Here is a 20375-nt window from a genome sequence, read left to right as displayed (position 1 = left end):
TCGCGCAACTCTGCTGTCACCGCCGCAGCGAAAGCCGGCGCAGCCTTGACCCGCGCCGCCGAGAGCTTGGCAGCCAGCTTTGTGGCACGAGCCCCGGCCGCCGCACGCTCTTTCTCGAGCGCTACGCCCGCCTCGCCGCGCGTCTCGATCTCCTGCAACTCTCGGGCCGCTGTCACCCCGCGTTCCATGACCTGCTCGAGACTTCCGCCGTATTTGCGCTTCAGCGACTGCAAAAGGTCGGCCCGCTGCTCCATCCCGGCAAGTTTTTGTGGATCGCATTCGATCGCCTCGGCGTAGCGCCGGGCATCAGACTCGATGTCCGACAAGCGTTCGGAAACCGCTTCCAGCGCATCGCTGAGAGCCGTCGCGCCGGGATCCAGACGGGCCAGCTCACGCCCGGCCCTGATCGCTTCTGCGAGTGAATCGCGGACTCCACCCTCGCTGTCACCTTCAAGAGCAGTGCCGATTTGCGCGCTCAACTCGAGCAAGCGCCGGCTGTTGCCTGCCGTGCGCAAGCGCGCCAAGAGATCTTCCTCTTCTCCTGCGTGCAACGCGGCAGATTCAATCTCCTGCACCGTATGCGCCAGCATCTCCCGGCGCATTGCCGCATCGCTCTCCATGGCCTGAAGCCTTTCGATTTCCCGGCAGAGCCTCGCCTGTTCGCGGTGCGCTGTCGCGAAGGCGGAGGCCAACTCTGTTTGCCCCGCGAAGGCATCCAAGACACGTGTCTGGGCCTCGCGCGAGAAAAGAGACTGGTGATCGTGCGGTCCGTGCAGATCGACAAGCCGGTCTCCCAAGCCTTTGAGCGCGGACAAAGTGCATGCGGAGCCGTTGATGAACTGCCGTCCGGATCCCGCGGCAGAAAGCGTCCTTTTGACAAGCAGTCCGTCGTCCGCGCACGGCTCGGCCCCCTGCTCCTCAAGCCACTCGTCAAGCCCGGCACCCGCGGTCACTTCAAAGACAGCTTCCACGGTGCAGGAGTCCGCACCGGCCCGAATGAGCGATTTGTCCGCGCGTTCCCCCAACAGCAACTGCAGTGCGCCGATGAGGAGCGATTTGCCAGCGCCCGTCTCCCCGGTGATGGCCACGAGACCTGCGCCGGGCTCCCACGTGAGGTCTTCGACCAAAGCGAGATTGCGGATCCTGAGGGATGCCAGCGTTGCGAGCATGGGGCAGATTATGCAAACCTCGCGGATTCAAGTCATGGCCGAACTTGCGATCACTTTTTTAGGCACCGGGACGTCCCAAGGGGTGCCGTTCGTGGCCTGTGACTGCCCGGTCTGCCGTTCGCAGGACCCGCGCGACAAGAGGCTGCGGTCCTCGATACTCGTCGAGGCTGCGGATGTGACGTTCCTGGTCGACACGACCCCGGACCTCCGCACGCAGGCTCTGCGCCACGGACTTCGCCACATCGACGCGGCTGTTTTTACCCACTCGCATACCGATCATGTGGCGGGCTTCGACGACCTTCGCCGATTCTGTGAACTCGCCGACCGGTCGATGCCGGTTTATGCCTCGCCCCATACCATGGCGGACCTGCGCAGGATGTTTTACTACGCGTTTGACGGGCAGCACGCCTTCCGAAATTACGTCCGGCCCGATCCCCGGGAAATCACGGAACCGTTCCAGCTAGGCAGCGTGGAAATCATCCCGGCCGAAGTTCCCCACGGGCGCATGCTGGTGCACGGCTACATCTTCGCGCGGGGCGGACGCAAGTTGGCAGCCTACTTCAGCGATTGCCACCACGTTCCGGGGCCGGTCATAGAGCAGATAACCGGCATCCCCGTGCTGATCATCGACGCTCTGCGCCACGAACCCCACCCGAGCCATCTTTCGCTCAGCGAGGCGCTGGGAGTGGCCGCCGACGCGCAGGCAAAGCAAGCCTGGTTGACGCATATCGGCCACGATCTTGGCCACAAGGAAACGGAGTCCCTGTTGCCGGACAATGTCCGCATCGCCTATGACGGCCTGCGCATCGAGATTTGAAGTGCTCGCTTCTGTAGCGCTGGCCTTGGCCCTGCAGGCCGCTACCGCGCAGGATCCCGGTGATGCGCGGATGAGCCGCGAGGCCGGCGCCACCCTCGTGGTTTTCAACTCCCGCGATCCCGACTCCCGGTCCCTCGCGGAATACTATGCGCAGCGCAGACGCATACCATCCGACCAAGTCGTCGCGTTGGATTGTCCAACAGACGAGGAAATCTCGCGGAAGGACTTCGCCGATACGATCGAGAGTCCGCTGCGCGCAATGTTTGATCTCAAAGGATGGTGGACGCTGCGCGAAAGCTCCGGCACAGCTTCTGCCCCCGAAGTCACCGGCAGCCGCATCCGCTTCGTCGCCTTGATGCGAGGGATTCCCCTCAAGATCAAGACGACCATCCAACCTCCCGAGCCCGGCAAGCCCGCGCCCCCGCGCCCGAACGGCGGCGATCCGGTGGGCGGGCATGATGAAGCATCGGTGGATTCGGAACTCGCCGCGCTTGGCGCTTTCCAAGAAGAGCGCTTTGGCGTGGTGCCAAACCCGTATTACCGACGCTTCACCCCGATCATGGACTCGGTAATGCTCGCGGCTCAGCTGCTCGTGACGCGGCTCGATGCACCGACGGAGGACACCGTGCGGCGCATGATCGACGACGGCATCAAAGCGGAGCAATCGGGGCTCCACGGTTGGGCCTACATCGACCGGAGAAGCATCCCGGAGAGCGGATACAAGGACGGGGACGAATGGCTCCAAGCCGCGGCGGCGGAGTGCTGGAACCAGGGGATCCCAGTCATCCTGGACAACAACCCGGCGATTTTGCCCGCGGGTTTCCCCGTCACGGATGCCGCGCTCTACTATGGTTGGTATGCGTGGGCCGCGGAGGGCGCGATGGGCGCGCCGCATTTCCGCCCTGGCGCCGTGGCAGTGCACATCCACTCTTTCAGCGCCGCAACGCTGCGCGATCCTGCGAAGCACTGGGCAGCCCCGTTGCTCACACGCGGGGTGGCCGCCACCATTGGAAATGTTTACGAACCCTACCTCGACCTCACGCCGCATCTCGACGTCTTCAACGAGCGCTTGCTGCAGGGCTTCACCTTTGCGGAGAGCGCATACATGAGCCTGAAGGTTCTGTCTTGGATGAACACGGTCGTCGGGGATCCGCTCTACCGCCCGTTTGCCGCTACCCAAGCGGGAAACTTCGACCGCGATTCGGATCCGGGCGCACAACCTTGGACCGCGCTGCAAAAAGAATTGCGCAAATCGGCGCGCTCGGGGCCGATGCAGACGCTTTATCTCGCACGGTTCGCACGCGAAAACCCCACCGGCCTCAACTACGAAGCTCTCGGCCTGCTGCAAAGCTTTTACGATCAGCCCCGGGAAGCGCTTTCCTCGCTCGAGGCCGCGGGCGCTGTTTATCGAAATCCCGCGGAATCGTTCAGGACTGTCGTCGAGCGGATCCGCATTTTACAAACAACAGGAAATAAAAAGGCCGCCATTCAACTCATCGACCGCACCTTGCAGCGCGCTCAACCCCCGGAGCGCGCGCAGTTGCTCGAGGCGCTGCGCAATGAGATCGAGCCACCGCCCCCCGCACCGTCCGTGGGGCCGAAAAAGTTATGACAGCGCGCGAGGCCTACGAGGAAGCCCTGGCCGGCTGCGACCTCCATGTGCGGGAGCCGGAACCCTTTTCTGACAACGAACTTTTCTGGCAGGCCCGCTGGTTCTCGGGGGCCTGCGGCCGTGAGTTCGTCTGCCGGGATGGCCGAAAGGTCCTTGTCACCGATTTCGGGGAGTGGAACCGGGAAGCCGGGCCGGATTTCGTCAACACTTCCGTGAGGATCGATGGAAAACACCGGCAGGGCGCCATCGAGGTCGATCTCGACGCTGCAGGCTGGGAAAACCACCGCCACGCGACCAACCCTGATTACGAAAATGTCGTTCTTCACGTCGCTGTGAGGGCCCCAGCCCGTGCGCATTTTCCGCGGACCGCATCGCACCGTGAAGTTCCGCAAATCTGCTTGTCCGACTGCGGCGGCACCGGCGGAGAAAGTGGCGCATTTGTTCCGGCCAAGCCCGGGCGTTGCGCCGCTCCTCTGCGCCTCCTCTCGCAGGATTCGCTCGCCGATCTTCTCGCCGTTGCGGCGCGCCGGCGATTGGAGCGCAAGGGCCTGGCGCTCGCAGCCATGATCGAGGCGCGCGGCACCGATGCGGCGCTTTACGAATCCTTCGCCACGGCTCTCGGCTACAAGAACAACAAGTTGCCGTTCCAACTGCTCGCCCAAAGGGTCCCGCCACGCATCGCCGCAACCCCGCGCGGAGAAGCTCTGTTGTTCGGTCTCGCGGGTTTTCTCGAGAAACCGCAACCACCTTCAGCCGACGCCCGCAACGTGCACGCCGTCCTGTGGAAAAGCTGGTGGCGCCAGCGCAGCAGCCACGCGCACCTCGTGCTTCCGCGATCTGCATGGCGAATGAACGGGCTACGCCCCGCCAATCACCCTCTGCGTCGTCTCGGCGCCCTTGTATCCGTTGCGCGGTGTTGGAAAACCGTGCGAGGGGCGATTGAGTCGGGCAATTTGGAACAATTGGAAAAAGTCCTCGGACCACTGAAGCATCCGTTCTGGTCGTTCCACACCACATGGAATTCGCCGCGGCGGGCGACAATTCTGGCTCTCGTCGGCCCCGAGCGCATTCGCGACATCTACGTCAACATTGCCCTGCCTCTCGCTTTGTCCCGTGGCGCCGAGCCGCAATGGCTTGGCCTGCCCGCCTCCGCCGGTAATACCCCCGCCCGCGTCGCGGCAGCCCGGCTCTTTGGTGGACCGCCGCCGCGCACTCTTGCCGGCAGGCTCTACGTGCAACAGGGGCTTTTGCAGATCTACTCCGACTTTTGCCAGCGCGACCACGATGAGTGCGCACGCTGCCGGTTTCCCGGAATCGTCGAAAAGCTGTCCGCTTGACCCCGCCACGCGGCAAAATATCCTGCACCGCATGCCTCAGCCGACTCTACCCACCGATCTCACAAAGCGTCCACCCCGGGGAGCACGCTGCCGCCTCGGCGGATTCGCCATCCTCCCGCGCATCATCGACAAAGGCCGTGCCGTCCATGCAGGAACCAATGGCGAATACAACTATGCCTGCCCGCTCGACATGCAATTTTTCGAATTCGCTGCCGTCGATCCCAAGGCATTCAAGAAGCAAATAGACGCCGGACTTGGCGACGGCGACCTCCTGGCGTGGATCAAGGAAAACTCGGGGGCCAATCGCCGCCCCCATGAAGTCGCCCTTTGGTCAAGATTCATGGAAGACCGCATCCCGAGTGACATCGAAAGCCGCGAATTCTTCCACGGCGCGCACAAGGCCACCGCCGCTTCGCGCGAGGATATCGGAACTTGGTTCGATTTGCTCGATCTCGACGACTACGCATCTTTCGGCGGCAAGGTCTGAACCATGCCGCTGCGTCTCGGCGTCAATATCGACCATGTCGCAACCTTGCGGCAGGCGCGTTATGCGCGGGATCCCGACAGCATTCTTTCGGAACCCGATCCCGTCGAAGCCGCGCTCCTCGCCGAGCAGGCGGGGGCCGACGGAATCACCGCCCATTTGCGCGAAGATCGCCGCCACATCCAGGATCACGACATCTTTCGGCTAAAGCAGTCGCTCAGAACCAAGCTCAATCTCGAAATGGGCAACACGCCGGGAATCCTTGAGATTGCCCTCGACGTGAGGCCGCACGATGTATGCCTCGTTCCGGAGAACCGCAATGAAGTCACTACCGAAGGTGGTCTTGACTGCGTTTCCAACCGCACAGCCCTCGCCGATTCCATCCGCCGTTTGCAGGACGCCGGCACGGTGGTCAGCCTCTTTATCGATCCCGATCCGGATCAGATTCGCGCCGCTGCGGGTCTCAAGGCTGAATACATCGAACTTCACACCGGGGCGTTTGCCAACTCCGCCGAAGATTCCCGCCAGGAGGAACTCCAACGCCTTATCGACGGCGCACGGCTTGCACACGATCTCCGACTCCGTGTCAACGCCGGCCACGGCTTGAACTACGCCAACATCCGCGAGCTTTTCGCCGTCCCGCATCTCGAGGAACTCAACATCGGTCATTCCATTGTTTCGCGGGCACTCTCCGTCGGCCTTGCCACCGCCGTGCGCGAGATGAAAGGCATCTGCGCCCAATACCCCGTGTAGCATCGCCGTTTCCGGCAATGATTGGCTTGGGTAAGCGCTCAACGGCTAACGGCGCCGGACAAAACCTCATTTCACACTCGCGATGTCATTCGCGATCTGCGAACGCAGTTCGTCGAGCGAGCCGAACTTCTTTTCCCCGCGGACAAACCGCAAAAACGCCACTTCGACCTCCAGTCCGTATAGGTCGCCGTCGAAGTTCAGCAAGTGAACCTCCAGCACGCGCGACGCATCGCGCGCGACGGTCGGGCGCAATCCGAGGTTTGCGATCCCGCGGAACGATTTGTCCCCGATCCGAACCGTCGCCGCATAGACGCCATCCGGGGGAAGTTGAAATCCGTCCGTGGCGATGTTTGCCGTGGGAAAACCAAGCTTTTGACCGAGTTTTTGTCCGGGGACAACCGGACCGAGGATAGCATACGGACGGCCGAGTGCTTTCTCCGCAAATTTCAGGTCTCCGCGCGCCACAGCCAACCGAATCGAGGTGCTCGAGATGACTTCGCCATCGATTGTCACAGCAGGAATTCCATCCACCTCGAAGGCGCCCATCTGGCGCAAAAGCGCCACATCGCCTTTGCGCCCTTTGCCGAAACGCCAGTCGGCGCCGACGACAATTCCGCCGAGCGGCCGGCACGCCGTGCGAAGGTCCTGGACAAATTCCTCCGCCGTCTGGGCCGCTCGCGCGGCCTCGAAAGGCAACACCGCCAGATGCGTGACGCCGTGACGCGCAAGCAGCAACTCTTTGTGCCGCGGACTGGACAGACGCAGCGGAGGTTCCGCGCGCTGGAAAAACATCATGGGATGCGGCTCGAAGGTCATGACCACCGCCGTCCCTCCGGTCTTCGCAGCGTCGGCTTGCGCCTCGGAGATCAGCGCCTGGTGTCCGCGATGAACCCCGTCGAAAACTCCGATGGCCAGATAGACCGGACCGCGCAAAGAGGCCAGCGAGTTGAGATCGTGCAGGATCTCCATGGACCGGTTCAAACGCCGCGCAGACGGGACACCTGTGGAAGGCTCATCACGCGGGCCTTGACCGCCTCGAGCGGCAAGGTGCGGAGTTCATCGACCGTCAGCGTGCCTTCAACGCGGAACTTGCCCGAGGCCGTGCGGCGCAGAGCTTTCAAGTGCCCCCCGCAACCGAGCAGTTGACCGATGTCGTGAGCATAGGTGCGGACGTAAAACCCCTTGCTGCAAACAACACGGAATTCCACCTCGGGCAGCGCGACCTTGAGAATTTCGTGGCCGTAAACATGGACAAGACGCGGCTCGCGCTCGATGGTCTTGCCCTGACGCGCGAGTTTGTAAAGCGGCACGCCGTCCTTCTTGATCGCCGACACCATGGGAGGCGTCTGGTAGAAATCGCCTTGGAATTTTCCGAAGGCCTCGTCGATCTGGGCACGCGTGAAATCGGGAACGGGCTTTTCCTCCAGAATCTCGCCGTCCGCATCCTGGCTGCTCGTGACCTGCCCCAGACGGATCGTGCCCGCATATTCCTTGTCCTCGCTCATGAGGAGGTCCTGGATTTTCGTTCCGCGGCCGATGGTGATGATGAGCAGTCCGGTCGCCAGCGGGTCGAGCGTGCCGCAATGACCGACCTTGCGCGTATTCAAGACGCGGCGCGTGATCGCCACCACGTCGTGCGACGTCATTCCCGGCGCTTTGTCGATGAGCAGAACGCCGTCAACTGTTGATTCGGACTTCATGACAAATGGCCTCCAAAACGTTCTCCTCCGCCGCCTCCAGCGGACCGGGCAAGCGGGCCCCGGCGGCCTGCGAATGACCGCCCCCGCCGAAGAGCCCGCAGATTTTGCAAACGTCGAAGCGCGGTTCCTTGGAACGCATGCTGACGCGCACCTTGTTCGCGGGAAGTTCCTCGAAAAACACGGCGACCTGCACCCCCTCGACCGCGCGCAGATGGTCGATGAGACCCTCGTTGTCCTCAGGCAAAACGCCAAGCTCCGCGGCGACTTTCATCGACAGGCTGAAACTCGCCACGCGATCGTCGCACACAAAGCGTGCGGAATTGAGCAGGGCCTTGAGCAATTCCAGACGGCGGCGCGGGTAGCTGTCGTAAATTTTTCGCGACAATTCGGGCACGCTGACGCCCGCCTCCACGAGGTCGGCCGCGATGCGAAAAGTCCGCGGCGAAGTTTTGTCGTATTGGAACGATCCGGTATCCGTGGAAATCGCAGCGTAGAGATTTTCCGCCATGGCCGGCGTTATCTCCGCGCCGCATTCGGAGAAATAGTCATAGATGATCTGACCCGTGGCCGGAGCAGTATCGTCGATGTAGTTCAGGTCGGCGTAGCGGTGATTGCTGACGTGATGGTCGATATTGATCCATGTCACGACTTGGCCCGTCGCCTTCAGCACACGGCCGAGACGTTCCTTGGTGGATGTGTCGAGCGCCAGCACCACATCGAAGTCGCGCTTTTCGTGTTCCGGCGGAGCCGCGACGGTTGCGCTCTCGGGCAGGTAGCGGAACTTCTCCGTCATCCCCTCCTCGTTCCAAACTGTGACATCCTTCCCCTGCGACCGCAGGTGCAAGGCCATCGCGATGCACGACCCGTAGGCGTCGCCGTCCGGCCGCACATGGCTCGCGAGCAAAATCCGATCTGCCGCATCGAGCGTGTGCCTGATCTGGCCGAATGTTGCATCGGACCCGCGACTCATGTTCCCGACTCCTCTCCCGCTTCCCCGATCTCATCCAGAATATCGAGGACCCGCGTGCCCCGCTCCACCGACTCGTCGAGCTTGAATTGCAAATGCGGCGTGAACTTCAGGACCACTCGCTTGGCGCACTCGGCCTGCAACACGGGGCGATGGTGCTCGAGGCGTTCGAGTGCGGCCCTTTGCTGTGCGGCCGTGCCCAGGATCCCGACGTGGACTGTGGCATTGCGCAAGTCGGGCGAGACGTCCACCGCGTTCACGGTGATCAGCGCGCCGTCCGCGGGAACCTCCCGCAGGATGATCATGCTGAGTTCGCGCTTGAGGATTTCGGCAACGCGGGCCAGACGGTGTTTCATTGCTGGGCAGTTGAAAGTTGAAGGACGGGGGCGCGGGACGGCGTCCCTCCCCGTCCCGGCAAAAGCCTACTCGAGTTTCTGTGCGACCTTCTCGAGAGTGTAGCACTCGATGATATCGCCAGGCTCGTATTCTTCGAAATCGCCGAGCTTGATGCCGCACTCGAACCCGTTGCGCACCTCTTTGACGTCATCTTTGAATCGGCGGAGGGTCGAGATTCCGCCGTCGTAGATCGGTTGCTTGCGGCGGAGGACACGCGCACGCGCCGAGCGGGCGATGCGTCCGTCGGTCACCATGCAACCCGCGACCATTCCCTTGGTCAGATCGAACACCTGCCGGACCTCCGCGTGGCCTATGACCGCCTCCCGCAATTCAGGCTCGAGCAACCCAGCCATCGCTTCTTTGATCTGGTCGATCAGCTCGTAAATGATCGAGTAAAGCTTGATCTGAATACCCTCGCGCTTGGCCGCCGTTGCCGCGCTGTTTTCGACCTTCACACCGAATCCGACCACGATCGCATCGGAAGCCGTGGCGAGAAGGATGTCCGATTCGCTGATCGGGCCGACCGCACCATGGAGCAGTTCGAGGTCGATCTGCTTGGCTTTGATTTCGCCGAGGGCCTGCTGCAGGGCTTCCAGTGAACCTTGGACGTCGGCTTTGAGCACAACCCGCAGCACCTTGCGCTGGTTCTCGGCAAGATTGTCGAAAAGACTTTCCAGTGTCGCGCGCTGCGGGGCAGCCAGTTTTGTTTTGCGCTGCTCCTCCTGACGCTCCTCGCTCAAAGTCCGTGCGGAACGCTCGGACTCCATCACCATCAACTCGTCACCCGCTTTCGGAAGACCGTCGAAGCCGAGGACCTTCACCGGCGTCCCGGGCCCGGCCGATTTCACCGGTTTGCCGAGGTCATCGATGAGCGACTTCACTTTGCCCCACTCGAGACCGCACAGGAAGGCCTGACCGACTTTGAGGGTTCCCATCTTGACAATCACCGTTGCCGTGGGGCCGCGGCCCGGCTCCATGGCAGCTTCGATGATCGTGGCGCGTGCCGGAACTTTCGGGCTGCTCTTGAGTTCCAGCACTTCGGCCTGCAACGCCATCATTTCCAGCAAATGATCGACCCCCGTGCCCTTGGTCGCTGAGACAGGACAAACGATCGTCGAACCACCCCAGTCCTCCGGCGCGAGGTCGTGCTCCTGCAACTGCTGTTTGACCCGGTCCACATTGGCGGTGGGTAAATCGACTTTGTTGACGGCCACAATGATGGTCACTCCGGCGGCCTTGGCGTGGCTGATCGCCTCTTCCGTCTGCGGCATGATCCCGTCGTCCGCGGCAACAACCAGCACGACAATGTCGGTGACATTTGCCCCCCGCGCACGCATGGCGGTGAAGGCCGCATGGCCCGGCGTATCAAGGAAAGTGATGCGGTGTCCGGCGTGCTCGACGGAATACGCGCCGATATGCTGGGTGATGCCGCCCGCTTCGCCGGCGACAACCCGCGACTTGCGGACATAGTCCATAAGCGAGGTCTTCCCATGGTCCACATGACCCATGAACGTGATAACGGGCGGACGTGGTTCGAGCTCGTCCTTGGCGACTTCGACCTCCGGGACCGATGGTGGCGCAACGACCGGCTCTGCTTTGTGGACCCCCGCACCGGCCTGCCTTTTTTCTTTTTCGAAGACAAAGCCGTGCTTCTCGCACACCAGCGCGGCGACCGACGGCTCGATCGTCTGGTTGAGGTTGGCAAAAATGTTCGCCTCCATCAGGTCTTTGATGACCACAAACGGCTTGAGACCCAGGGCCGCAGCGAGGTCTTTGACCACGATGGGCGGTTTGACGTTGATGATCTTCTTGCCGTCCTCGGAGACCTGAATTTCCTGCGCGGGCTCAACTTCCGCGGTCGTCGCGGCCGGTTCCGGCTCGGGCAGTTCGACGGCCTTTTTCTTGGGCTTCTCGTCGATGAGGGATACGACCTCGACCGGCGCCTTTGGCACCGGTTTCGGCTTCGATGCTTGAGGCTCCGGCGCAGCCGGTTTCGCAGCACGGCGCACAGGCGCGGCCTTTTTCGCGGGTGGCTTTTTCGTGGCTGGCGGCTTGGCGGGCATGCGGGTCGGTCCTGCGCTTTACTCTGCTACCCCTGCTGGTGCGGGCTCGGGTTTCTTGGCTTCCAAACCCCGGGCGCGCTCGAGAATCTCGTTGGCTTTGGATTCCTCGACGCCGAGCATCTCAACAAGATCGCCGGCATCCACGCCACCCGCGACAAGGTCCTGCGGGCTCGGAATGCCGTTTTGAACCAGCTTGGAAGCAGTCTCTTCATCGAGACCGAGTTGCGTCTTGAACAGCTCGGTGGCGCTGGTCACCTGGCTTTCGAAGGCCTGCTCCTTGGAGGCATCCTTCTCGATGTCCACTTCCCAACCCGTAAGCTTGGCCGTGAGTCGCGCATTCTGTCCCTTCTTGCCGATGGCGATGGACAACTGGTCTTCATCGACGGTCACTTTGACGCGCTTGCCGGCTTCATTGATCTCGATCGTCTTGATCTTCGCGGGCTTGAGCGCTTCGACGACGAATTCCTTGGGATCCTCGCTCCACTTGATGATATCGACCTTCTCGTTGTTGAGTTCGCGCACGATGTTCTTCACCCGTGCCCCGCGCATGCCGACGCACGCGCCGACCGGATCCACTTTGCTGTCCGCGCTGGCCACGGCCACCTTGGTGCGGACGCCGGCTTCGCGCGCGATACCCTTGAGCTGCACCGTGCCGTCCGCGATTTCGCTCACCTCGAGCTGGAAAAGCTTGCGGACAAAATTCGGATGACTCCGAGAGAGAATGATTTGCGGACCGTCTTTCCCGTTCTCCACCGCGACCACGTAGGCGCGGAGGCGGTCGCCGACGCTGTAATCCTCGGTCATCACGCGCTCCCGGGCGGGCATCACGGCCTCGAACTTGCCGAGATCGATGATGACGTCGCTTTTCACGAATCTACGAACCGAACCGCTGACAATATCACCGGCACGGTCTTTGAATTCCTCGTAGATGCGCTCTTTCTCGACGCGACGAATGCTCGACATGATCGCGTTCCGGGCCACTCCGGCGGCAATGCGTCCGAAGGCGGCCGGTTCGACCTCGACTTCGAGCGTGTCCCCGACCTGCACACTCGGCTTGATCACCTTGGCCCGCGCCAAGAGGATTTCCTCCTGCGGGTTCGTCACTTTGTCCACGACAAGGACATTGGCCACGCCGCGGATTTTTCCGGTCTTGGGGCTGATTTCCACGCGCAATTCACGGGTGAAGCCGCCAAAGCCTTTGCCGGCAGCCTTGATGATGGCCTCTTGCATCGCCTGAAGCAGCGTATCGCGGGAAATACCGCGCTCGCGCTCGAGATACTCCAGCATCGTCAGCAGTTCGTTACTCATGGTGGTTGTATGTTTTAAGGATAAAAAAAAGTGGGCCGTAACCCACTTTTCACAAGAAAAGGTTGACCTCACATTACCGGCGCGGACAACCAGTGTCAAGGCATGCGCGATGCAGGGTTCGAACCTGCGACTTCTTGCGTGTGAAGCAAGCGCTCTACCACTGAGCTAATCGCGCGAAAGCCTTAACTACCAGCTACTTGCAACGATACGTAATTTCCATTTTTCTTGTTTGTCACCAGTTTTTGCACCCTATAGGATTCTTGGCATGAGAAAGACCAAGAAACCCACGAAGGAAACACCAGTTTGGAAGAAAGTTGGAGCATGTCTCTATCGCTACAAAGGCGGGACATACTATGCCGTGATTAAATTTCGCGGCAAGCAAATCAGACAGTCGCTTGAGACCGAGGACAAGGAGCTTGCGAGGCGCAAACTGACCGGCTTGCGGCGCAAGTTGGAGAACACCGACCCCACCCTCTCCCGCCGCACACTGGCCGATCACCGCGAGACTTTCGAGGCGCTGATCACCGGCAAGGAGGCGACCACCTACAGCGAACGCCTCAACGTCCGCAAACTGGTCGAGCAGTGGCCCGAGGATGCGCCTGACACGATTTCCAAGATCAAGCGCAGTCATGTCTTGGCTTGGCTGAAACCCTTCCGTGAATCCCTCTCGGCGTCCTCGATCAATCACCTTCTGACCACGGCGCGCAGGTTTTTCGACTTGGCCGTTGCCGATGGCGTGATCGAACGCTCGCCGCTGGACGGCATCAAATATGCCAAGATTTCCAAACCCATCCGCAACACGCCGACCGAGGAACAATTCCGCGCGCTTGTGGACGATATACGCTCGCAAAAAAGCAACGGTCACGGGTGCAACGATTCTGCCGACTTTGTGGAACTGGCGGGAACCCTTGGCCTCGGGCAGGCCGAACTCTCGGCGATCCGGCGGCAGGACATCGACCTTCAAGCCGGAATCATCCGAATTTTTCGCCGCAAGACCTCACAAACATTCACCGTCCCGATTTTCCCCGATGCGCGTCCGATCATCGAGCGCAGGCTGAAGAATATGCCCGAGGAACCGGAGGCGCGCTTGCTGCCGCAGGACAACTGCCGCATGGCAATGCACGGAGCCTGCAAGCGCTTAAAATTCCCCTACTTCGAGCCGCGATCCCTTCGCCGCTTCCATATCACCCGCAGCCTGCGGGCGGGTATCGACGCGCCGACCGTGGCCGCATGGCAAGGCCACCGAGACGGCGGCGCGCTTGTCCTCAAGACCTATCAAGCCGAGGTGAATCTTTCCCACTCGCTACGGATGGCCGCGATGCTGGGAGCGAAGCCGGAAAACGTGGTCGAGTTGGCGCAGCAGCAGGCGGCAGTCGCACTCTAATTAACGCGGATTCCGCTTGGCACGGCGATTCCGTGACGTTTCAAGGCGCGCACAAGACCAGCCTCAAGGGCTGTGTTTCCGTATTGGTCGCGCCCTTTGCCCGACTTAAAGACCAGACCAAGGCGCAGGCCGTCGCGTGTGCCTGGATGTTTCCTTGTCGGATCGTATTCAATCGGCTCAAGCATATCGAGGCGGACGAGCGCCACCAAGGCATCGACCAAAGCAACCCCAAAACGGGAGCGGTGATCCTGAGGCCAGCTCTCAACTTCGCCGCGTATCTCGACCTTCACGCGAAAGCCCTCTTTACGGATGTCCTCTTTAACCTGCGGCGGCTCGCCGACCTTGCTGACCACCGCGCTTTGCCATGAATCAAGGTCTAAAGGCTTTCGGACGCGCCACTGTTTTCGGGGGGATGGGCGATAGGCCCCGGGTATGCACCCTTCCTCGCACCATCGTCGGACGGTGCGCTGGGACACGCGATAAACGCTCTCGATTGTTTGTAGGTATTGGCAGGCCATGAAACGGACATAACACATGTCTCTGTCTCTGTAAAGCGGACATTTTATTTGACACCAATACCAAAGGCATGAAGCACGCTACGTTTCATGCAAACAGTGGGCCTTTCGCGACCGTCTCCGAAACGGCCAAAACCTTCAACGTCACCGAGCGAACGATTCGCGCGTGGATAAAGACGGGCATCCTCGCCGCGATCAAGGTCGGAGGGGTTGTCCGAATCTCCCGCAATTCCGTTCAGCGCATAGCGGAGGGTGCAAAATGAGCGCCCCTGCCACAACCGACCCAAGGCCCGCGCCCGTCGAGCGCTTGGCCTATAACGCCGAGGAAACCGCGCAGGCTCTCGGAATTTCCTTGGTCACACTATGGAGGCTGGAAAAGCGCGGATTGTTGAAACCATCCCGCGCCCTGCGACATCCCCGATGGTCGCGCACGGAGATCGAGCGCTTCTTGGAGGAAACGAAATGAAACCGCACGACGAAAAACGAAACGGCGGCCCGAAGACCGCCGCAACGCATGGAACCTTGCCACAGGAACCCGATGCCCTCGGCGAGGTTGTCAATTTTCTGCGAGGCCAATGGCTGCGGCACTATGTCCTGTTCTCGGCCCTCGGCAGCGAGCGTGACCGGGAGCGCATGGCGATGCTGGCCCGCTTTGTTGATGCGGTTCAACAAGCGCGCTGCGACCTGCTCCCGCCTTGGCTCACAGGCAACGAACTTTTGTCTCTGGCCCGCGAGGGCAAAAAGGAGGTGCGGGCGTGAGGGACATAACGGGCACCCAAGAGATCGGCTATCAGGCCTTCATGGATACGGCTTTCATGGACGAAGGCGAGAAGGTCAAGCAGCCCAAGCGCACATTGAAAGCCGCTCGCGCCGTCGATTGCGATGTCGAACTCGACCGCATCGTGCTCGGCGGGATCATTGTGAATGGATTCGCCCCGCTCGATGAAGCTGGCGTCGAACTCCGCATTGACGATTTCAACGCACCGCAACACGGCGCCGTCATGCTCTGGCTGCGCGACCACGCCGACAAGTGGACACCGGGGGCGATGAACTTCGCCGACATCCAGCGACAACTGGAGGTGGCGGGGCTGGCCGACAAGATCGGCCAAGGCGCCGCCGGCGTGCTGGATCTGGTCACGCTGGCCGAGGGCATTGGCCCGAGCGTCCTGCTTCATCACGTGCGCGAACTTCTGGCCGCCAGCATTGACCGCAAACGGCGCGCGCTGGCTGCGGACTATGCCGAGCGCAGAATCATCGACGCCGACTTCAACGAGGCAAAGGCCGAGTTAGACAAGCGGGAGAGCGAGATCAATGGAGCGACAGCCGAACCGCGCTTTGCCGACTTCTCCGCGCTCATCGCCGAGGGATTCAAGCGGGAGATGCCGAGCTTGTGCCAATATGACGAGGGCCGTTTTCTGCTCTACCCGGGGCGCATCAATGAAATCCACGGCGAGCCTGGTGTCGGCAAAACGAACATCGCGCTTTGTATCTGCGCGGAGGTCATGCAGGACGGCTTGCACGTTCTCTATCTCGACCCCGAGGACAACCCGCGCGGCATCGGCTCGCGCTTTGTTGCCCTTGGCGGCCGTGAGTCCGACCTGTCCGAGCGTTTCCACTACGTCCAGAACCCCGAGCCGTCCGAGTTTGCCGCGCTCCATGCTTGGGCGAAGAAGCACAAGCCCTCTCTCGTTGTTCTCGATGGATTGGCCGAAGGATTGGCCGCCGAGGCATTGAGCGAGGACAAGCCCGCCGAGGTCTTGCAATTCTTCCGCGAGCGGATGCGCTTGTTTGTCGAGGCGGGATGCTCCGTTCTGATTTCCGACCACGTTGCCAAGGACAGCGAAAGCCGGGGGCGCTGGCCCCGTGGAAGCGGGGCGAAGATGGGCCGATATGATGGCGTGGTCTATGAGGCCAAGCTGAGGAAGCCCTACTCTCCCGAAACAGACGGCTTTGTTCGATTGGTTGTGGCGAAGGATCGCAACGGCGGAGTCGGCCCTGTTGGTCATATCGTGACCGATCTTCATTTCGGCCATGACGAAGAGGGGCGGCCCGATGTCCGCTTCGAGCAACCGCAGAACGAGACCAAGGAATCGTGGAAGCCCACGGGGCTGATGCAAAAGATCAGCGAGTTTATCGAAAAAAACGGGCCGCAGTCCACCCGCAGCCTGCGGGATCTTGGCAATCACGGCTACGTCGATAAGGCCGTGGCGATGCTCAAACAGGACGGCCACCTTTCCGTCGAGAAACAAGGCTCGGCGAACATGCACGTAATCAAACGGCCCTACCGCGAAATTAACGGCGGGAGGTTGGCGGTATGACGGCCATGCGTGCCCCTGTGCCCACAACGTGCCCACAACGTGCCCACGGGCGCAGTGAAAGCAGTGTGCCCACGTGCCCCCTGTCTTTAGACAGGGGCACGGGCACGGCACACATTGAAGGTGAAAGAACAAGGCCGAGTGTGCCCAATGAAAGAAGGCGGCTATATCGTCGCCTCGAACCGCCGACATCACCGCCGATCCGCACGGGAAAGTTGCGCCGAGTCCAAGTCGAGAAAGTCACGCCTCACCGCGCCGAGGGATTCGTCGCGTTCAACGATGGCGTCGAGGCCGGCGTTATGCGCGGGCCGATCCTCGACGGGGTGCGCCTCGCCGAGCGCAACGGGAGCGTGATGGACGTTGACCTTGCCGATTACGGCAACGGATGGATGGTCGAGCGAATCCTGCCAGCAAGCGGCCAATGGCAGGCCTTGGAGGTTCTGCGTTGAGCCAGACAACCGCCACCCCGATTGACCCCGAGGTTCTGTCCTTCGTGGCAGGCCTCGACGCCGACACGGCGGCCAGCGTCATATTGATCGACCCCGAAGCCGCCCGCCGGAATTGGGATCAGTGGTCGCCCGAAAAGCGGGCCGAGGTGTTCCTGCGCGATATGCCCGAGGTGCGAAGCACGGGCAACAAGAAGGACTTGGCCGAAATGTTGGGAGGCGAGGAACACGTTCGCGAGCAGGTGGCACGCCGCGAGGAACCACTGCCGGAAGATCATGACCCCGAGGTTATACGGGCGGCGGCGCCTATCGCCGCTTATGCCCTGCGGACAATCATCGACGCGCTCTTGCCCTCCAGAACCGAAAGTGCCACTTCCTTCGAGACTGTGACAGATGAGGCCGGACGTCGGTTGCTGGTCATGGCGTGGCTAATCGGCTGCCCCGCCTTGGCCGGTGTCCCGCTGGCCGAACTCGGGCGACGGCTCGGCGAGTGTCGGGCGGCTACATCCCTGCGCGCAAAAAGGCTGCGCGATGCGCTCAAGCTCGGGCAATTCTCTTCACTCCTTCGAGGCGAGAAGGCGGTCGAGCGTAGCCGGCAGGCCGCGCTGCGGTATTGGGCGAGCGGGAAGCGCAAGGACATTGATGCCGAGGCGAACCGGAAGCGGAGCGAGGCTATGGCTGGTGTTCCGCACGCCGCGAAAGGAGAGCGGAGGAAAGATGTTGTTCAAGATGAACAACATCCTTCTCAAGACCGCGCCAAGGGCCGCGCAGCCCGCGCAAAAGAGGCAAACGTCAGCACTGCAACGCAGGCCCGCGTCGAGGCGCTGGCCTCGTGCAATCCATGAAGGCGAGCCGATGGGCCGCAGGGGGACGGGGTCAGGAGTCTTCTCAGCCGCCAGAGCGCCAGAGCAGCGCGACTCGCTACGTTTTGGCGAAAATTTCAATTCTTTTGCTCATCGGTCAATTGACAACTCCCCCAAGGGCATGACGCAAAAGCAAATCGCCGCCGGACTGGGAATCTCGGTTTCCGCCGTCTCCCGTCTCGCGCAAAACGGGATGCCCTGCGACTCGGTCGAAGCCGCCGCGCAATGGCGACTCTCCCGTGCCAAGCAACGGCGCAAATCCTTCACCATAATGCTCGTCGCAACGCAACCCGACGACTACGCCAAGGCCGTCAGCACCTTCGAGCGCACCACGGCGACCGAGAACCTTTGTTTTTGTGTCCTGCTTGACGCCGCGCGCACCGGGGACGTTCGCACCATTGGCCGCGCGAGCCGCGATTATCTCCAAGCCCTGCGCATGAGCGAGGAAGCCAAGCAAGCCGCCGTGGCCGCCGCCGTGGCCGCGAAGCATCTCGTCCCGTCTGACCTGTTCGTCCGAGGCTTCAACGAAACCATCGGCCTGCTCATCGACCGACTCCGCAAAATCGAGCAATTTCCAGAGACGTGGAACCCGACATCCGCGCGGGAAATGGTAAGCGAGGCCATCGCGCAATTCGGCAAGTTCATTAAGGAAAATTCGCCCGACCCCGCCGACTTCCAAGCCGAGCAAACCATGGCGCAAGTGAAAACCGCCGTCATGGCCGCACCCGCGCCCGACATTTTCAACCCGACAAAATAACCGCATGAAAAAACAAACAACCATCACCATCATCCAGCCCGAGGCCTTCATCGCCGCCGAAGTTGGCCCTGCCATCAAATCCCTCATCCCGGCTTTGCGCCAAGCTGCCGAGATGGACATTCAACTCACAAAGGCCCGCGACGAGGCGCATCCCGACCACGCCGTCGTGGAAGCGGACCAACTTTTCGCTTCGGCAGTGAACGGCGACACCACCGCCGAGCGCAAACTCTGGGACCACGGAGGCCGCGCCGGATACGCCGCCAAAGCCCGAGAGGTGTATGCCGTCCGTGAGGCCGCACGCCGCCGCGCCGCCCTGGGCAATCTCGATTTGTTCTTGTCGTTCGCGGAGAAGGCGAAACCCGCCGTCCTGCGCGCGGGCGAGAAAATCCAAGAGCAACATCGCAGCATCTTGTCCGCACTTGGCGAGCCTGCTTTTGATTCCGAAAAGTGGCGCACGAATATCGGCGTCATCATCCGAGAACTCGACCGCATAGAAGGTCTTGTCCGTGACGGCGAAGGGGCTGCCGGTCTTATCGGTCTGCCGGGATTCGGATTCCATGAAATCGTTGCCGGGGAGGCCAAATGAAAACCCGACTCATCGACACCACCAAGGCCAGCCGCATGATTGCCTGCAACAAACTCAACACGCCGACACACGAAGACAGCGCGCTGCGACTCATCGCCGGCCAGTCGGCGACGAAATTGGCCGCGCGTCCGGTCACGCCGCCGGCAGCAAAGCCCGCAATCGTGCGCGCAAAAAGCGAGTGGGCCGATTCACCCAAGGCCGCGCGCCGGGGCCGTGACGCTGCCGCAGCGCGAGCCGAGGCACGGCGCGAGGCCGCACCGGCGAAACCCATGAGACCTTTGTTCGGATGAAGACTTGGAAGCTCACACCCAAGGCCGAGGAACTCTTGGCGAAACTCGACGCGCGGGAGAAGGCGAAGAAGGCCGATAAAGGGCAGGCCGAGAAGAATGTCGAAGCGCCCGCCGACACCATCGTCGGCATGGGCGAAAATCCTTTGGATACTTTGGGGCGCTGATGAACACCAAGGAATTTGCAGGATGGGCCGAGTGGCCCGGTTGCGGAAAGCGGAGGCCGTTGGCGGTATCAAATCGCGTCAAACGGCGGCTTTCGTGAGTCACGCCGTGAGCGATAGTCCGCATAAGCGCTCCCCTGCAAACCTTCCGACCATGTTGGATAATCTCGCACAACTCGAACAACGCGCGCGCCAACTCTACGCGCCCGTCATGAAGTCGCAAGACCACCCGCCCGTCTATGTCTGCGAGCGCGACGAAATTGCCGAGGCGCGCCAGCGTATGCGCTACCGGCTCGCACCCGTGGCCGCCGCGCTGGTCGCGCTTGTGGCCGATATGATCGTTGCACCCCGCTATCTGATGCGCTGGCTGCGGACTTGGAAGCGCATGCCGCAAATCGGCTGAAGCTGCCCAAATCTTCGCGCGAGGATCGCGCAAGAAACGCTTTTCCGAT

The 20375-nt window shown here is 61.6% G+C and carries 24 protein-coding genes and 1 tRNA gene; 16 read left to right on the top strand and 9 right to left on the bottom strand.

The annotated features are described in order from the left end of the window. Positions 1–1169 (bottom strand): DNA repair protein RecN (locus tag FGM15_07180; GenBank protein ID MBU3665643.1); only part of this gene is annotated, 1169 nt, incomplete at its 3' end. A gap of 34 nt (positions 1170–1203) precedes the next feature. On the opposite strand from FGM15_07180, the gene FGM15_07175 reads away from it, so the two are divergent. Genes FGM15_07175 through FGM15_07155 form a run of 5 tightly spaced genes read left to right on the top strand, consistent with a single transcriptional unit; the run spans position 1204 to position 6172 of the window. Beyond that, a complete protein-coding gene (locus FGM15_07175) occupies positions 1204–1986 on the top strand; it encodes an MBL fold metallo-hydrolase (GenBank protein ID MBU3665642.1) in 783 nt (260 codons plus the stop codon). Beyond that, the gene (locus tag FGM15_07170; GenBank protein ID MBU3665641.1) at positions 1946–3598 is read left to right on the top strand and encodes a TIGR03790 family protein; all 1653 of its coding nucleotides are present in this window, start codon (positions 1946–1948) and stop codon (positions 3596–3598) included. Before FGM15_07175 ends, FGM15_07170 begins: the two co-directional genes overlap by 41 nt. Beyond that, entirely contained in the window at positions 3595–4935 is a 1341-nt protein-coding gene (locus tag FGM15_07165; GenBank protein MBU3665640.1) for a DUF2851 family protein, read from the top strand. Before FGM15_07170 ends, FGM15_07165 begins: the two co-directional genes overlap by 4 nt. 31 nt (positions 4936–4966) lie before the next feature. Then, complete coding sequence (locus tag FGM15_07160) at positions 4967–5422, top strand: DUF5069 domain-containing protein (protein MBU3665639.1); 456 nt, start codon at positions 4967–4969, stop codon at positions 5420–5422. Positions 5423–5425: 3 nt separating this feature from the next. Beyond that, on the top strand, positions 5426–6172 hold the full coding sequence (locus FGM15_07155; protein MBU3665638.1) for a pyridoxine 5'-phosphate synthase: 747 nt from the start codon (positions 5426–5428) through the stop codon (positions 6170–6172). A 66-nt stretch (positions 6173–6238) separates the two neighbouring features. Here the strand turns inward: FGM15_07155 and ribF are convergent, their stop codons facing one another. The 7 genes from ribF to FGM15_07120 form a co-directional block, all read right to left on the bottom strand. Next, a complete protein-coding gene (gene ribF / locus FGM15_07150; protein MBU3665637.1) occupies positions 6239–7141 on the bottom strand; it encodes a riboflavin biosynthesis protein RibF in 903 nt (300 codons plus the stop codon). Positions 7142–7149: 8 nt separating this feature from the next. Next, positions 7150–7872: a tRNA pseudouridine(55) synthase TruB gene (truB, locus tag FGM15_07145; protein ID MBU3665636.1), complete on the bottom strand. Its 723-nt coding sequence runs from the start codon at positions 7870–7872 to the stop codon at positions 7150–7152. Beyond that, on the bottom strand, positions 7850–8842 hold the full coding sequence (locus FGM15_07140; protein MBU3665635.1) for a bifunctional oligoribonuclease/PAP phosphatase NrnA: 993 nt from the start codon (positions 8840–8842) through the stop codon (positions 7850–7852). The genes truB and FGM15_07140 overlap by 23 nt, the downstream gene beginning before the upstream one ends. Beyond that, positions 8839–9195 (bottom strand): 30S ribosome-binding factor RbfA, encoded by a 357-nt coding sequence (gene rbfA / locus FGM15_07135; GenBank protein MBU3665634.1) that lies wholly within the window; start codon positions 9193–9195, stop codon positions 8839–8841. The genes FGM15_07140 and rbfA overlap by 4 nt, the downstream gene beginning before the upstream one ends. Positions 9196–9261: 66 nt before the next feature. Further along, positions 9262–11298, bottom strand: a complete 2037-nt coding sequence (gene infB / locus FGM15_07130) for a translation initiation factor IF-2 (GenBank protein ID MBU3665633.1) — start codon at positions 11296–11298, stop codon at positions 9262–9264. A gap of 18 nt (positions 11299–11316) precedes the next feature. Further along, positions 11317–12606: a transcription termination/antitermination protein NusA gene (gene nusA / locus FGM15_07125; GenBank protein MBU3665632.1), complete on the bottom strand. Its 1290-nt coding sequence runs from the start codon at positions 12604–12606 to the stop codon at positions 11317–11319. Positions 12607–12709: 103 nt separating this feature from the next. Then, positions 12710–12781: transfer RNA gene (locus FGM15_07120), tRNA-Val, on the bottom strand. A 90-nt stretch (positions 12782–12871) separates the two neighbouring features. On the opposite strand from FGM15_07120, the gene FGM15_07115 reads away from it, so the two are divergent. Then, positions 12872–13990, top strand: coding sequence for a hypothetical protein (locus tag FGM15_07115; protein MBU3665631.1), 1119 nt, complete (start codon positions 12872–12874; stop codon positions 13988–13990). On the opposite strand, the gene FGM15_07110 is transcribed toward FGM15_07115, so the two are convergent. Continuing rightward, positions 13987–14343, bottom strand: a complete 357-nt coding sequence (locus FGM15_07110; GenBank protein ID MBU3665630.1) for a hypothetical protein — start codon at positions 14341–14343, stop codon at positions 13987–13989. The genes FGM15_07115 and FGM15_07110 overlap by 4 nt on opposite strands. A gap of 233 nt (positions 14344–14576) precedes the next feature. Between FGM15_07110 and FGM15_07105 the strand changes: the two genes are divergently transcribed. From FGM15_07105 to FGM15_07060, 10 genes are all read left to right on the top strand, one after another. Continuing rightward, positions 14577–14768: a helix-turn-helix domain-containing protein gene (locus tag FGM15_07105; protein MBU3665629.1), complete on the top strand. Its 192-nt coding sequence runs from the start codon at positions 14577–14579 to the stop codon at positions 14766–14768. After that, the gene (locus FGM15_07100; GenBank protein MBU3665628.1) at positions 14765–14971 is read left to right on the top strand and encodes a helix-turn-helix domain-containing protein; all 207 of its coding nucleotides are present in this window, start codon (positions 14765–14767) and stop codon (positions 14969–14971) included. The genes FGM15_07105 and FGM15_07100 overlap by 4 nt, the downstream gene beginning before the upstream one ends. Beyond that, positions 14968–15264, top strand: a complete 297-nt coding sequence (locus FGM15_07095; GenBank protein ID MBU3665627.1) for a hypothetical protein — start codon at positions 14968–14970, stop codon at positions 15262–15264. The genes FGM15_07100 and FGM15_07095 overlap by 4 nt, the downstream gene beginning before the upstream one ends. After that, complete coding sequence (locus FGM15_07090) at positions 15261–16823, top strand: hypothetical protein (GenBank protein MBU3665626.1); 1563 nt, start codon at positions 15261–15263, stop codon at positions 16821–16823. The genes FGM15_07095 and FGM15_07090 overlap by 4 nt, the downstream gene beginning before the upstream one ends. 140 nt (positions 16824–16963) lie before the next feature. Then, the gene (locus tag FGM15_07085) at positions 16964–17269 is read left to right on the top strand and encodes a hypothetical protein (GenBank protein MBU3665625.1); all 306 of its coding nucleotides are present in this window, start codon (positions 16964–16966) and stop codon (positions 17267–17269) included. Further along, positions 17266–18111, top strand: coding sequence for a hypothetical protein (locus FGM15_07080; GenBank protein ID MBU3665624.1), 846 nt, complete (start codon positions 17266–17268; stop codon positions 18109–18111). Before FGM15_07085 ends, FGM15_07080 begins: the two co-directional genes overlap by 4 nt. A 139-nt stretch (positions 18112–18250) precedes the next feature. Then, positions 18251–18886, top strand: a complete 636-nt coding sequence (locus tag FGM15_07075; protein MBU3665623.1) for a hypothetical protein — start codon at positions 18251–18253, stop codon at positions 18884–18886. 4 nt (positions 18887–18890) lie between these two features. Continuing rightward, a complete protein-coding gene (locus FGM15_07070; protein ID MBU3665622.1) occupies positions 18891–19472 on the top strand; it encodes a hypothetical protein in 582 nt (193 codons plus the stop codon). Then, entirely contained in the window at positions 19469–19762 is a 294-nt protein-coding gene (locus FGM15_07065; GenBank protein ID MBU3665621.1) for a hypothetical protein, read from the top strand. The genes FGM15_07070 and FGM15_07065 overlap by 4 nt, the downstream gene beginning before the upstream one ends. A gap of 315 nt (positions 19763–20077) precedes the next feature. Further along, entirely contained in the window at positions 20078–20326 is a 249-nt protein-coding gene (locus FGM15_07060; GenBank protein MBU3665620.1) for a hypothetical protein, read from the top strand. Positions 20327–20375: the final 49 nt, after the last annotated feature.

The sequence above is a fragment of the Chthoniobacterales bacterium genome, assembly GCA_018883245.1.
GTDB lineage: Bacteria > Verrucomicrobiota > Verrucomicrobiia > Chthoniobacterales > JACTMZ01 > JACTMZ01.
Note: the sequence above shows the minus strand (reverse complement) of the source record. Positions and strands in the feature narration are given on the sequence as shown.

Coding starts and splice junctions, on each gene's coding strand:
- FGM15_07175 (MBU3665642.1), top strand. CDS start 1,204: ATGGCCGAACTTGCGATCACTTTTTTAGGCACCGGGACGTCCCAAGGG.
- FGM15_07170 (MBU3665641.1), top strand. CDS start 1,946: ATGTCCGCATCGCCTATGACGGCCTGCGCATCGAGATTTGAAGTGCTC.
- FGM15_07165 (MBU3665640.1), top strand. CDS start 3,595: ATGACAGCGCGCGAGGCCTACGAGGAAGCCCTGGCCGGCTGCGACCTC.
- FGM15_07160 (MBU3665639.1), top strand. CDS start 4,967: ATGCCTCAGCCGACTCTACCCACCGATCTCACAAAGCGTCCACCCCGG.
- FGM15_07155 (MBU3665638.1), top strand. CDS start 5,426: ATGCCGCTGCGTCTCGGCGTCAATATCGACCATGTCGCAACCTTGCGG.
- ribF (MBU3665637.1), bottom strand. CDS start 7,141: ATGGAGATCCTGCACGATCTCAACTCGCTGGCCTCTTTGCGCGGTCCG.
- truB (MBU3665636.1), bottom strand. CDS start 7,872: ATGAAGTCCGAATCAACAGTTGACGGCGTTCTGCTCATCGACAAAGCG.
- FGM15_07140 (MBU3665635.1), bottom strand. CDS start 8,842: ATGAGTCGCGGGTCCGATGCAACATTCGGCCAGATCAGGCACACGCTC.
- rbfA (MBU3665634.1), bottom strand. CDS start 9,195: ATGAAACACCGTCTGGCCCGCGTTGCCGAAATCCTCAAGCGCGAACTC.
- infB (MBU3665633.1), bottom strand. CDS start 11,298: ATGCCCGCCAAGCCGCCAGCCACGAAAAAGCCACCCGCGAAAAAGGCC.
- nusA (MBU3665632.1), bottom strand. CDS start 12,606: ATGAGTAACGAACTGCTGACGATGCTGGAGTATCTCGAGCGCGAGCGC.
- FGM15_07115 (MBU3665631.1), top strand. CDS start 12,872: ATGAGAAAGACCAAGAAACCCACGAAGGAAACACCAGTTTGGAAGAAA.
- FGM15_07105 (MBU3665629.1), top strand. CDS start 14,577: ATGAAGCACGCTACGTTTCATGCAAACAGTGGGCCTTTCGCGACCGTC.
- FGM15_07100 (MBU3665628.1), top strand. CDS start 14,765: ATGAGCGCCCCTGCCACAACCGACCCAAGGCCCGCGCCCGTCGAGCGC.
- FGM15_07095 (MBU3665627.1), top strand. CDS start 14,968: ATGAAACCGCACGACGAAAAACGAAACGGCGGCCCGAAGACCGCCGCA.
- FGM15_07075 (MBU3665623.1), top strand. CDS start 18,251: ATGACGCAAAAGCAAATCGCCGCCGGACTGGGAATCTCGGTTTCCGCC.
- FGM15_07070 (MBU3665622.1), top strand. CDS start 18,891: ATGAAAAAACAAACAACCATCACCATCATCCAGCCCGAGGCCTTCATC.
- FGM15_07065 (MBU3665621.1), top strand. CDS start 19,469: ATGAAAACCCGACTCATCGACACCACCAAGGCCAGCCGCATGATTGCC.
- FGM15_07060 (MBU3665620.1), top strand. CDS start 20,078: ATGTTGGATAATCTCGCACAACTCGAACAACGCGCGCGCCAACTCTAC.